Source organism: Streptosporangium lutulentum, assembly GCF_030811455.1.
Lineage (GTDB): Bacteria > Actinomycetota > Actinomycetes > Streptosporangiales > Streptosporangiaceae > Streptosporangium > Streptosporangium lutulentum.
The window spans coordinates 6,375,202-6,387,549 of record NZ_JAUSQU010000001.1 but is presented as its reverse complement, the minus strand read 5'-3'; the positions used below and the strand labels follow the sequence as shown (position 1 = coordinate 6,387,549).

General features: G+C 70.7%; 12 protein-coding genes. 8 read left to right on the top strand and 4 right to left on the bottom strand.

Annotated features, from left to right (window positions below; all coding sequences use genetic code 11):
- Positions 1-182 precede the first annotated feature (182 nt).
- The 3 genes from J2853_RS28325 (at position 183) to J2853_RS28315 (ending at position 2,708) form a co-directional block, all read left to right on the top strand.
- The gene (locus J2853_RS28325) at positions 183-1,049 is read left to right on the top strand and encodes an aldo/keto reductase (protein ID WP_307563195.1); all 867 of its coding nucleotides are present in this window, start codon (positions 183-185) and stop codon (positions 1,047-1,049) included.
- A 131-nt stretch (positions 1,050-1,180) separates the two neighbouring features.
- Complete coding sequence (locus tag J2853_RS28320) at positions 1,181-2,032, top strand: oxidoreductase (protein ID WP_307563193.1); 852 nt, start codon at positions 1,181-1,183, stop codon at positions 2,030-2,032.
- Complete coding sequence (locus J2853_RS28315) at positions 2,025-2,708, top strand: TetR/AcrR family transcriptional regulator (RefSeq protein ID WP_307563191.1); 684 nt, start codon at positions 2,025-2,027, stop codon at positions 2,706-2,708. Before J2853_RS28320 ends, J2853_RS28315 begins: the two co-directional genes overlap by 8 nt.
- 89 nt (positions 2,709-2,797) lie before the next feature.
- On the opposite strand, the gene J2853_RS28310 is transcribed toward J2853_RS28315, so the two are convergent.
- Positions 2,798-4,231, bottom strand: coding sequence for an MFS transporter (locus tag J2853_RS28310; RefSeq protein ID WP_307563189.1), 1,434 nt, complete (start codon positions 4,229-4,231; stop codon positions 2,798-2,800).
- 101 nt (positions 4,232-4,332) lie between these two features.
- Here J2853_RS28310 and J2853_RS28305 point away from each other — a divergent pair, with 101 nt between their 5' ends.
- Positions 4,333-4,809: a MarR family transcriptional regulator gene (locus J2853_RS28305; RefSeq protein WP_307563187.1), complete on the top strand. Its 477-nt coding sequence runs from the start codon at positions 4,333-4,335 to the stop codon at positions 4,807-4,809.
- A gap of 35 nt (positions 4,810-4,844) precedes the next feature.
- On the opposite strand, the gene J2853_RS28300 is transcribed toward J2853_RS28305, so the two are convergent.
- Positions 4,845-6,662 (bottom strand): sensor histidine kinase, encoded by a 1,818-nt coding sequence (locus J2853_RS28300; RefSeq protein WP_307563185.1) that lies wholly within the window; start codon positions 6,660-6,662, stop codon positions 4,845-4,847.
- Positions 6,652-7,395 (bottom strand): response regulator transcription factor, encoded by a 744-nt coding sequence (locus J2853_RS28295; protein ID WP_307563183.1) that lies wholly within the window; start codon positions 7,393-7,395, stop codon positions 6,652-6,654. The genes J2853_RS28300 and J2853_RS28295 overlap by 11 nt, the downstream gene beginning before the upstream one ends.
- Before the next feature lie 227 nt (positions 7,396-7,622).
- Here J2853_RS28295 and J2853_RS28290 point away from each other — a divergent pair, with 227 nt between their 5' ends.
- From J2853_RS28290 to J2853_RS28275, 4 genes are all read left to right on the top strand, one after another.
- Positions 7,623-8,807, top strand: a complete 1,185-nt coding sequence (locus J2853_RS28290; RefSeq protein ID WP_307563181.1) for an efflux RND transporter periplasmic adaptor subunit — start codon at positions 7,623-7,625, stop codon at positions 8,805-8,807.
- A 92-nt stretch (positions 8,808-8,899) separates the two neighbouring features.
- Positions 8,900-9,655 (top strand): ABC transporter ATP-binding protein, encoded by a 756-nt coding sequence (locus tag J2853_RS28285; RefSeq protein WP_307563179.1) that lies wholly within the window; start codon positions 8,900-8,902, stop codon positions 9,653-9,655.
- Positions 9,652-10,917, top strand: a complete 1,266-nt coding sequence (locus J2853_RS28280; protein WP_307563177.1) for an ABC transporter permease — start codon at positions 9,652-9,654, stop codon at positions 10,915-10,917. Before J2853_RS28285 ends, J2853_RS28280 begins: the two co-directional genes overlap by 4 nt.
- A 180-nt stretch (positions 10,918-11,097) precedes the next feature.
- On the top strand, positions 11,098-11,751 hold the full coding sequence (locus J2853_RS28275; protein ID WP_307563175.1) for a hypothetical protein: 654 nt from the start codon (positions 11,098-11,100) through the stop codon (positions 11,749-11,751).
- Between the two features lie 54 nt (positions 11,752-11,805).
- On the opposite strand, the gene J2853_RS28270 is transcribed toward J2853_RS28275, so the two are convergent.
- Positions 11,806-12,345 carry a CGNR zinc finger domain-containing protein gene (locus J2853_RS28270; protein ID WP_307563173.1) on the bottom strand — a complete coding sequence of 180 codons (540 nt, stop codon included), beginning with the start codon at positions 12,343-12,345 and terminating at the stop codon, positions 11,806-11,808.
- Positions 12,346-12,348 lie beyond the last annotated feature (3 nt).

Below are 12,348 nucleotides of genomic sequence, written 5' to 3'. Positions count from 1 at the left end.
GGACGCACCGGGAGTCGTGTCCGAACCGTGGGCGGGTCCTCGCAGGCGCTGTGGGAAGGCCGGGTCCGGGGTCGGGCGGCCCGGCGGCCCTCGGCGGTCGGTCGAATCCGGGGGGGATTTTTCCCGCCGCCACCTGAAGTCTTATAGTGAACTGAACGTTCAGTTCGTCTTTAGGGGAGACAATGACCACTACTGTTCGTCCGGCAGACGCCTCGGGATCTTTCGCCATCGGAGGCGACCTTCGCGTCAACCGCCTGGGTTACGGGGCCATGCAGTTGACCGGCACGGGGGTATGGGGAGACCCGCGCGACCCGGATGAGGCGGTCCGCGTGCTCCGCCGCGCCGTCGAGCTCGGTGTGAACTTCATCGACACCGCCGACGCGTACGGCCCGTTCGTGGCCGACATGCTGATCAAGAAGGCGCTGCACCCCTATGCCGATGATCTGATCATCGCGACCAAGGCGGGGTTCACCCGTTCGGGCCCCGGTGACTGGCGGGTGGTCGGCCGCCCGGAATACCTGCGGCAGCAGGTCATGCTGAGCCTGCGCCACCTCGGCGTCGACCGGATCGACCTGCTCCAGCTGCACCGCATCGACTCGCAGGTGCCGCTCGCCGACCAGATCGGGGAGCTCGCCCTCCTGCAGCAGGAGGGCAAGATCCGGCACATCGGCCTCAGCGAGGTCAGCGTCGAGGACGTCGAGCGGGCGAGCGAGTTCGCGACCATCGTCTCGGTGCAGAACCTCTACAACCTCGCGAAGCGCGACGCGGAGCCGCTGCTGAAGTACTCCGAGGAGAACGGCATCGCCTTCATCCCTTGGGCCCCGCTCGCCACCGGAAAGCTGGCGAAGGAGGGCAGCCCGCTTGAGACGTTCTCCAAGAGGCACGGCGCCACGCCGTCGCAGCTCGCGCTGGCGTGGCTGCTCAGGCGCTCGCCCGTGATGCTGCCCATCCCCGGTACCTCCACGGTCTCGCACCTGGAGGACAACATGGCCGCCGCGCTCATCGAGCTCAGCGACGAGGAGTTCGAGACCCTGACCCGGGAGGTCTGAACCGGCGGAGCCAAGGCCCCGACCCGGGGACCTGGAAGTCCGAGGTCCGACCCGGGTGGTCCGGATCGATCCGGGCCACCCGCACCGGCGACGAGTTCAAGCCCCCGGCCCGCCCCGAAAGGAGAGAAGAGATGAGCGTCTGGTTCGTCACCGGAGCCTCGCGAGGGCTTGGTGCGGAGATCGTCCGAGAGGCACTCTCGCGTGGCCGGCAGGTCGTCGCCGCGGTACGCGACGCCGAGGCGGCCAGGAAGGAGTTCCAGGACGCGGGGGGCGAACTCCTCGTCGTCACGTTGGACGTCACCGACGAGCGCCAGGCCCACGAGGCCGTGACGCAGGCCGTGAAGCGCTTCGGCAGGATCGACGTGCTGGTCAACAACGCGGGGCGCGGCCTGCTCGGAGCCGTCGAGGAGGCGTCCGACTCCGCGGTCCGCGCGGTCTTCGACGTCAACGTCTTCGGGCTGCTGAACGTGAACCGGGCCGTGTTGCCGGTGCTGCGCGGGCAGCGTTCGGGACACGTCATCAACATCGGCTCCGTCGGCGGCTTCACACAGGGAGGACCGGGCATGGGCATCTACGGCGCGACCAAGTTCGCGATCGAGGGCCTGTCGGAGTCCATGCGGATCGAGCTCGCCCCCCTGGGCGTGTCGGTCACCGTCGTGGAGCCCGGAGCCTTCAGGACCGATTTCCTGGACGATTCCAGCCTGCGTGCCGCGGAGGACGTCATCGACGACTACGCCAAGACGGCGGGCGCGATACGCGACACCGTGAGCGAGCGCAACCACACGCAGCCGGGCGATCCCGCCAGGGCGGCGTCGGTGATCGTCAACCTGGCCTCGGTTCCCGAGCCCCCGCTGCGCATCCAGCTCGGGGCGGACGCGGTCTCCCGGGTCGAGGCCAAAATCCAGTTCGTCCAGTACGAGCTGGACATGTGGCGCGAGGCCTCGGTCTCGACGAACTACCGCAACGGGGCCGAGGATGCGTGACGGCGAGCCGGATCGACCTCTGCCGGACCAGGCGGAATGGACGGGACTGCCTGTCCAGGCGAACTGGGCGTCCCCGGCGAAGGCGGCCCGGCCCACCCGGCCGCGCAGCCTCCGGGCCCAGCAGTCCGTGCTGACGGCGACCCGTGAGCTGCTCAACGAGGGCGGGCTGTGCGCCGCGACCATCGACGCGATCAGTACGCGGTCCGGCGTCAGCAAGGCGACCATCTACAAGCACTGGCCCAGCCGCATCGCCATCGCGGCCGAGGCGTTCGGCGTCGAGATGGGCGACGCCGTCCCGCTGCCGGACACCGGCGACGCCCTGGAGGACCTGTCCGAGCAGGTCCGCCAGGTCAGCGACTTCTACCACAGCCGGGCCGGGACGATCTTCGCGCAACTCCTCGCGGCCTGCGTGACCGACCCCGAGGGGGCCCGATACTTCCGGGAGCTCTTCCTGGCCGGCCGGAGGGAGGCCGGCGCCCGGCTCTGGCGGCGCGCGGTCGAGCGGGGTGAGGTGGACGCGGGGGTCGACGTCGAGACGGCGATCGACCTCCTCTTCGGCCCGCTGATCTTCCGCCTGATCAGCGGCCACGCGCCGCTCAGCGTGTCCGAGGCGGACGCCCTCTCGGCGGCGGCACTGAACGGGCTCCGCGCGAAGGACCGCGCCACGGGCCTATGATCGTCCGGCGGAACGCCCAGGCCCGCGAGGCTCACGACCCGCGGGCCGATCGGGCTCCTTCCAGCTGTGGTGATCCCGCCCCTTCCAGGTCATCTCCGGGAAGCGGGAAGCAGCGGACTCAGCAGTGCGGCCAGGGCGAAGACGCCGGCGTTGTACCAGAGCGTCGTCGCGGTCGCCGAGCTGAACCGGTCCGCGGGGGCGCCGGTCCCGGTGGAGACGAGAGCGAAGAAGACAACTCCGACGATCGCTATTCCGACGGCGGTACCGAGCTGTATGCCGGTGTTGACGACGCCGGAACCGGCACCGGCGTCGTCGGCGGGAACGTCGCCGAGCACCACGGTGGTGAGGATCGGCACGCACAGTCCCATGCCGAAACCGATGACCAGTTCGGCGACCGCGACGTGCGGCCAGGTCAGGCCGGCCCCCGAGGTCAGCGTGGAGACGATCACGACGAGGGTGCCCGCGGCCATGATGAGCGCGCCCGTGCCGATGAGCCGGCGACCGTGCGCCGCGCCGTGGCGCAACGCGAGATGAGTGGTCGCGGTGATGCCGACGGGCCAGGCCAGCGTCACCAGTGCCGTGTGTAGCGGCGTCCACCCCAGGCCGGACTGCAGGTGGTAGGTCAGCACGAGGAAAAACGACGTCACACCGGAGAAGACCAGCAGCACGACGACCACCCCGACCGTGAACGACCTCTGCCGGAACAGGGTGGGCGGCACCAGGGCGGAGCCGTCCCGCCGGTGGCGGCGCCGCTGCTGGGCGACGAACAGCATCAGGAGTACGACCGCCGCGGCCATCGCGACGAACATCCAGGTGGGCCAGCCCTCCGCACGCCCCTGCACAAGCGGGTACATGATCCCCAGCGTGGCCGGCGTCACCAGGGCCACTCCCACCAGGTCGAGCCGGAGCGGACGGTCGGAACGGGTCTCGGGCATGATCCACACGGCCAGGCCGAAAGCGAGGATCCCGATGGGAACGTTGACGTAGAAGATCGCGCGCCAGCCCAGCCCCAGCGCGTCGTACTCGGTCAGCAGTCCACCCAGCAGCGGCCCGCTGACGCTGCCCACGCTGAGAACCGCACCCAGCAGCGAGAACGCCGACGCTCGCTCAGCCGGGCCGAACATGGTGACGATGACCGACATGACCTGGGGCACCATCAGAGCGGCCATCGCGCCCTGTGCGAGGCGGCCGCCGATGAGCATTTCGGGCGTCGTGGCGGCGCCGCACGCGACGGAGGCGGCGGTGAATCCGGCGACACCGATCAGGAAGAGGCGCCTGCGGCCGAAGGCGTCACCCAGACGTCCACCGGTGATCAGTAGTAACGCGAACGCCAGGACGTATCCGGCGAGGCTCCATTGGGCGGTGGTGTGGTCGGCGCCAAGGTCGTTCTGGATGTGGGGCAGCGCGATGCTGAGGATGGTCGCGTCGACGTTGTCCATGAAGGCGGCGCTCAGGACGATGCCGAGCGCCGCCCAGCGCCGGGGCGAGGCGGGTGGACCGGTTCGGGGAGTGGATGCGAGCACGGCTGCTTCCCGGGAGATCGACTACTCTGACAGTACAAAAATAGAGTTTCTCTAATTAAGAGTCTCTCTATTTTAGAGAGATTAGGAAGGGTTGTGCCGTCATGTCAACGGAACCCGGAAGCCGAGCGGAGATGATCGCGGCCGTATCCGATCAGGGGCGCCTGACGGCCATGTGGTCGGCGCTGTTTCACGTCGGCGTCGCGGGCCGGGCCGGAATCAACGTGACCGACTTCAACTGCCTGGCCGTACTCGACAAGGAGGGGTCCATGACCCCTCACGATCTCGCCGAACGGATAGGGCTGACGCGCGGCGGCGCCATCACCTCGGTCGTGGACCGCCTGGAGAGGGCGGGATACGTGCACCGCCGCCGGGACGGCGCCGACCGGCGCCGTGTCCTCGTCGAGCTGGTACGCGAAGGTCCCTACCGTGACCTGCAGGCAATCCTGGCGGACATCAACCGGGCCTACGCGGATCTCGCCGAGAGCTACAGCGACGCGGAGCTGGCGATCGTCCGCGATTTCGCCGTCCGCGCCAACGACGTCATACGGAAGCAGACCCGAGAGCTACGGCAGGGTTGAGGCCGGCGTCTTCGCCGGGGAGGGAGGCGCCTCGTTCAGACGGGGAGCCGGAGGGTGAAAACCGAGCCCGCGCCGACGACACTCGTGGCGGACACGGTGCCGCCGTGCGCCTCCACGAGCTTGCGGACGATGGAGAGGCCGAGGCCGCTGCCCCCGGTCTGCCGGTTGCGTGACTTCTCCGCCCGCCAGAACCGCTCGAAGACCATCGGCAGATCCTCGGCGGCGATCCCGGCTCCGGTGTCGGCGACGTCGATCACCACCTGGTCGCCCTCCCCGCGGGCGCTCAGGCCGACCGTGCCGCCGGCGGGAGTGTGCCGTACGGCGTTGGACACCAGGTTGCCCACCGCCTGGCGCAGCCGTACCGGATCGGCGAGCAGTTCCAGGTCGCCTTCGGAGCGCGTCGACAGTGTGACGCCCGCGGTATCCGCGCTTCCCCCGTGCGCGGTGGCGACCTGGGCGAGCAGGTCGGCCGCGTTGACGCGCTCCCTGCGGAGCCTCAGCTCACCGGCGTCGGCCATCGCCAGGTCCTGCAGGTCGTCGATGACGTGCTGGAGAAGCAGAGCCTCCTCCAGCAGCGAGGACATCAGCGTCCGGTCCGGAGCGACGACTCCGTCCTCGGCCGCCTCCAGCCAGCCGCGGATGTTGCTGAGCGGGGTGCGCAGCTCGTGCGCGACGTCGCTGACCATCGCCCTGCGCAGTTCCTCCAGTTGCTCGCGCCGCTCCGACATGGCGTTGAAGGCCGTCGCCAGCCTGCCGATCTCGTCCCCTCCCGTGACCTTGACCCGGGCCGTGACGTCTCCCTCTCCCATCCGGCGCGCCGCGCCGGTCAGTGCGCGCAGCGGCCTGACCAGCCGGATGCCGGCCAGGACGGTGACGGTCATGGTGATCAGCAGCACCAGGGCCGTGACCCCGGCGATGCGCGCCTGGTTGGCCGGCGAGAAGTCGAAGATCGTCGATGCGGCACCGCCGCGGCTGCTGACGAAGAGCAGCGCGGTCGGGGCGACGTAGGGCGCGAGTTGCTCGTGCCGGCCGGTGGTGATGCAGATGGGAACGCTCACCTCGCTGCCCTTGGCGGGAGTGGTCGAGCGCCCGCCCGTCCGATCGTCGCCCGTGACCGCTGTGGTCACCTCACCCCAGGTGAAGTCCAGGCCGACTTTCACGATGGGCCCCGCCTGGTGCGCGAGACAGGCGTTGACGAGCTTGTTGAGCCGGGTGAGCGCCTTCACCTCGGTGGGCGTCAGTTCGTCCAGGGCCGGACTGGCGCATCTCGTGGTGGAGAAATCCGGGTTGAGCGCGGGGGTCTCGACACGCGGACGCCCGCTGGGACCATCGACGATCTTGGTGATGGTTCTGAAGTTGTCGCGCAGGCAGGCGGCGGTTCGCAGGGCCGCGGTGTGCAGCTCGTCACGCTCCTTGCGGGGAAGCCGGAACGGTCCGACCGCACGCGGATCGATGCGGTCGGACGACGAGGCGGCGGTCAGGGCGGTGTCGACGGCCAGGGGCTCGATGACCGCCGTCGGCTTCGCGGGCAGCGAGGACGGACCCGAATCGGAGTCGAGGACCGGCCTGCGGTCCTCGGTGGTCAGCGTGACCCGGTGCCCGGTCTGCTGCGCCAGCAGGCGTACCGTCTTGTCCGCGCCCTTCCAGGTGGAGTGGCCGGCCGCGTAGCCGAGGAGCTCGTCGTAGATCCGGGCGTCGTCGGCGAGAGCCTGGCCCTGTTCCTGCTGGATCGCCACGGTGGTGCTCCGTACGGTCAGCCAGGCGGTCGCCACGATGGAGCAGACGGACACCAGCACCGAGACCGCCAGCAACCTCAGGAGCAGGCTGCGGCGTAGCGGCACGTCACGGCGCATCAGGCGTGTCCTGCCGGCCGCCGGAACCGTCCCCGGTGGCCTCGCCCCGGGGGGCGGTCAGCTTGTAGCCCACCCCGTAGACGGTGACCAGCCGGGCGGGCCTGCGCGACTCCGGCTCGATCTTCTTGCGCAGGTTCATCACGTGCACGTCGACGGTCCGGGAGGTGATGTAGCGGTCGAAGCCGTGGAGATGTCCGAGGATCTGCTCCCGGGAGAACACCCGGCCGGGTTGTGTCGCCAGCAACTCCAGTATTTCGAACTCGCCCGGAGTGCACTCGATGTGCCTGCCGTCCACGCTGACCTCGTGACGGCCGGGATCCACCGCCAGCGCGCCGACCCTCAGCACCGGATCGGGCTCGGTGACGACCGGACGGGCCCGCCGGAGCAGAGTGCGGACGCGCGCCATCAGCTCGCGCGGGCTGTAGGGCTTGGTCATGTAGTCGTCGGCGCCCAGGTCGAGGCCGAGCAGCAGGTCGTCCTCGGTGGTCCGGGCGGTCAGCATCAGCATCGGCAGGTCCGACTCGGCGCGCAGGATCCGGCACACGTCCAGCCCGTCGACCCTGGGCATCATCACGTCGAGGACGAGGAGGTCGGGGAGCCGGCGGCGAACGGCGTCCAGCGCCGAGCGTCCGTCGTGTACGGCGACGACCGAATGCCCCTCCCTTTCCAGATAGCGACGGACCAGCTCGGCCTGCTTCAGGTCGTCCTCCGCTACTAGGACATATGCGCACATATCGCCGAGCTTAGGTCGGCCTGGACACCACTGTCCGCCCAGCGGGCCGTCGGCCGAGGCGGAATCACGGGACGACCATGGGTTCCTGACAGGTTCCTAACATCTCCGGATAATCCTCGTCGGCATGCCGAAATCCCCGAGCTCTGTTCCCGGCCCACGCATCCGCCTGCCACGCGCCGCCGTGGTGGGGACCGGCATCGGCGGGGGCCGCCGGTTGGAGGACTTCAGTGGCGAGTAGCGAAGCCGCGGACGCGAGGGGGCGCGGGCGAAGGTGGAAGCCGGTCGTCGCCGGAGCGGTGGCGCTGATCGCCGTCGCGGCGGCCGGGGTGGTCGCGGTCGCGCTGGCCGGTCACGAGGGGAAACCGGAGACGGCGGGAACCGTCAAGCCCCACGTGGAGATCGCCTCCGTGGTCAAGACCGACCTGTCGGACACCCGGACGCTCCCCGGCTCCCTGGGCTTCGGCGCGGAGAGACCCCTGCGGGGCGTGGGGGAGGGACTGGTCACCCGGCTGCCGAAGGCGGGCGCCGCGGTGCTCAGGGGCAAGCCGCTGTACTGGGTGGACGACCGGCCCGTGACGGCGTTCTTCGGTGACACGCCGCTCTTTCGCAAGCTGGGTGAGGAGGGCGTCCAGGGCCGTGACGTGACGGTGGTGGCGAACAACCTCAAAGCACTCGGCTATGACATCGGCCTTCCGCCGCCCCGGACGTCCGCTGTCACCACGGCCAAAACCGCTCCGGGGGCAGACGCGTCCCGGGTGCCTCTTGCCGGCAGGGACAAGCCCCTCCTGCCGGGAGACGTCTTCACCGCCTCCCTCGGCGCGGCGCTCAAGCGGTGGCAACTGGACTCCGGGCTGGAGCCGACCGGCACGCTGGACGTCGGCCAGGTCGTCGTCCTTCCCGGGCCGGTCCGCGTCGGCTCGGTGAAGGCGCAGCTCGGGGACGTGGTCGCGGAGGAGCTGATGACCGTGACCTCGACGAGGAAGGTGGTGACCGTACCGGTGGACGCCACCGATGTGGGCACGATCCGCCGGGGCACGCGGATGACCGTCGTCCTCCCCGACGACAAGAAGATCAGCGGGAAGGTCACCGCGATCGGCAAGGACACGCGGGACAACGAGACGCCGGGCGGGTCCGGTACGCCGCAGCTGAACGTCACGGTCACACCGGACCGGAGCACGGACGTGAAGGCGCTGGACTCCGCGGCGGTCCAGGTGAACGTCACCTCCCGGGTACGGCGGGGCGTGCTCGCCGTACCGGTCGGCGCGCTGCTCGCCCTGCGTGAGGGCGGCTACGCACTCCAGCTCACCGACGGCAGGCTGGTCGCCGCGGAGACCGGGATGTTCGCCAGGGGAATGGTGGAGGTCAGCGGCGACGGCATCACTTCGGGCCTGAAAGTGGTGACGAGCTCATGAGCCCGGCGCGTCCGGGCTCCGCATCGGATTCGCCCGCTCCACGGGTTCAACCGGCGCGTACGGGGTCCGCGCCGGACTCGTCCGTTCCGCCGATGCCCGCGGGGTCCACGTCGGACCCGCGCGACGCGCGGTTCCGGCCGACGCGCACGGGGTCCGCGCCGGCCACACCCGTCCTGCGGGTCCACCGGGCGAGCAAGACGTATCCGGGCGGGGTCACCGCACTGGACGACGTCTCGCTGGTGATCGAGGAAGGCGAGCTGCTCGCCATCCTCGGCCCGTCCGGATCGGGCAAGTCCACGCTGCTGAACATCATGGGCACGCTCGATCTGCCCACCAGCGGCACCGTGGAGATCGGCGGGCAGAACGTCTCCACCCTGTCCGACCGCCTGCTGTCCGCGCTGCGCGGACGGCTGCTTGGTTTCGTCTTCCAGCAGTTCCACCTCACCGACGGGCTCAGCGCCGCCGAGAACGTGGCGACCGGACTGCTCTACGCCGGGGTGCCGCACCGCAGGCGTCGTCCGCTGGCGCTGGAGGCACTGGCGCGCGTGGGCCTGGCCCACCGGGTCGGGCACCTGCCACACCAGCTCTCCGGCGGCGAGCGGCAACGGGTCGCCATCGCCCGGGCCCTGGTCAACGAGCCCGCGCTGATCCTCGCCGACGAGCCGACCGGGGCCCTCGACACCGCCAACGGCCAGGCCGTGCTCGAACTGCTGACCACTCTGAACGGCGAGGGGTCCACCATCGCGGTCATCACCCACGACCGGGACATCGCGGCGCGGCTGCCCCGGCGGGTGGAGATCCGCGACGGCCGCATCATGAGCGACACGCACCGAGGGGGCAGGACATGACGGACGTTCTCCCAGATCTTCCGGCCCGGGGGAGCGGCGCGGACGGCACCGCGGAGACCGTGGCACGGCGCCGGCCGGTACGGCTGGCGCCGGCCGACGTGCTGCGGCTCGGCCTGCTGGGCATCCGCACCCGGAAGGCGCGGGCCGCGCTGTCCGCCCTGGGGGTCTCGATCGGGATCGCCACCCTGATCATCGTGACGGGCATCCCGGCCTCCAGCCAGAAGGCCCTGCTCGACGAGCTTTCCGCGCTCGGCACCAACGTGCTGCGCGCCGAACCCATGTCCGACCAGGACCCGCCGGTCCTGCTGCCGGAAGAGGCGGACGGCATGGCCGCCCGCATCGCACCCGTCACGGTGGCGAGTGCGGTCGCCAACACCCACGCGGCCCTGGCCCGCTCGGACAAGGCGGACGCCGGCGACTCCGCCGGGATCAGCGTGCTCGCGAGCCGGGCCAACCTGCTCGACGCGATCAACGGGACCGTCCAGACGGGAAAGTTCCTCAGCGCCGCGACCGACGATTTTCCCATCGTGGTCCTCGGCTACGTCGCCGCCGGCCGTCTGGGAATCAACGACCTGGCGCCCGGCGGGGAACCCCCGCAGGTGTTCATCGGCGAGCACTGGTTCACCGTCACCGGCATCCTCGGCCCGATGCCGCTGGCCCCCGACATAGAACGCTCCGTCCTGGTCGGCTGGGAGGCCGCCCGCCACCTCCTGCGCTTCGACGGCCACCCCACGGTCATCTACACGCAGGTCAAAGAGGACGCGCTGGAGGACGTGCGGGAGGTGCTGCCCGCCACCCTCCACCCCGAGCTTCCCGACCTGGTCCAGGTCAGCCGGCCCTCCGACGCTCTCGCCGCCAAACGCGTGACCGAGAGCACCTTCTCCGCGCTGTTCCTCGGGCTGGCCGGCGTCGCCCTGCTGGTGGGCGGAATCGGGGTGGCCAACACCATGGTCGTCTCGGTGCTGGAACGCCGGCGCGAGATCGGCCTGCGGCGGGCGCTGGGCGCGTCCCGCGGCCAGATCCGCGCCCAGTTCCTCACCGAGTCGGTGGCGCTGTCCGGACTCGGCGGTGTGATCGGCACCGCACTGGGCGTGGCGGCGACCCTCGGTTACGCGGCCTACCAGGGATGGCCCCCGGTCATCCCCGCGGTGGCGGTGGCCGGCGGGATCGGCGGCGCGGTGGTGGTCGGCATGCTGGCCGGCGTGTACCCGTCGGTTCGCGCGTCACGGCTGACCCCCACCGAGGCCCTGGCCGCACCCTGACTCACAGGATCGTCCCCTTCGCCGGCACCGGTGGACCAGGTCCTCGGGTGGTGCGGGCCGTACGACCTGCCAGGTCCCGATGGGGCCGGTCGCGGATCCGTTCGTGCCCCGTCGAAGGGCACAAGACAATCTCACCGCTCCCTGACAGGTTCCTCACATCGGCCCTGCATCCTCTTCCGCATGACTCTTTCCACCGGTCACGTCACCGCCACCAGGACCCCCGTGAAACGCGTCGCCGTCCTCGCCGCCGTGGCGCTCGCCGGCTCCTTCCTGCTCACCGCGTGCGGCGGCGCCGACTCGGGCGGCAGCGCCGCGGCCAAGGACGACGGCGTCGCCTCGATGGTCAGTGAATCCCCCGGCGAAGCCGCCGGCGGCGGTGCCGGCACGGCGAATGCCGGCTCGTCGAAGAAGCCCGCCGCGGACGACGACCGCCCCCAGCTACGGCTGGACAGCTCTCCGGAGGAGGTGACGAAGTACCGGCAGGCATACGCCACCTGCCTGAAGAACCATGGAATGCCGGCCAAGACGAACAGCGCTCCCAGCGCCGCGGGCATCAAGGCGGCAGAGGCCGCGGCGAAGGCGTGCGAGGACAAGGTTCCGCTCCTGCCGCCGGAGATGAATCCCAAGACGAACCCGCACTACGCCGACGCCGTCAGAGCCCAGGTGAAGTGCATGAAGGGTTACGGATTCAAGGTGCGCGTCGTTCCGGCCACCGGCTCGGACCCCAACGAGATCTCCTGGACGTACGACAGCATCCCGGGGAACGGGGTGGACATCGAGAAGATCCAGAACGAGTGCCAGGTCAAGGCCTTCGGAGGCGGGAAGGGGCTCTAGCCCGATGACGACCGTCGGGGAGCGGAGGGCGGGTCCAGCCTTCGGCGAGGGAGGTCAGAGGCGGTGCCGGGCGCGGAAGGCGGCGGCCTTGGCCCGGTTGCCGCACTCGCGCATGTCGCACCAGCGGCGCGAGCCGCGCCGGGAGCCGTCCACGTACAGGCGGGTGCACCGTTCCTCGTCGCACTCTCGGATGTCCCGGGCGGACGGGCCGCCGAGAAGCTCGACCGCGTCTCTCGCCACGGTGGTCATCGCGGTCGCCAGGTCGCCTGCGCGCTCGACGCGGGCCCCGTCGCCGAGGCGGACGCCCACCGGCATCCCCGCCGCGGCCTGGTTGAGCAGCTCGCGATCCGCCCGGCCGTACTCGGTCCCGTCGCAGCTCGCACGGGCCAGCCGGTAGATCGCCTCCCGGAGGGTCCGCGCCGCGACGAGCTCGGCCGGGTCCACGGCGGGCGGCGCGTCGAGCAGCCCGGCCGAGACCGTCCATCGGGCCAGGTCCTCCGGTGACTCCAGCAGCTCCCATCGCTCGTGCCGCCGGTGCCCGACGGTGCCGGCGAGGTCGAGGCCCGGGTTCCCGCTGATGAAGGTGAAGTCCACGAC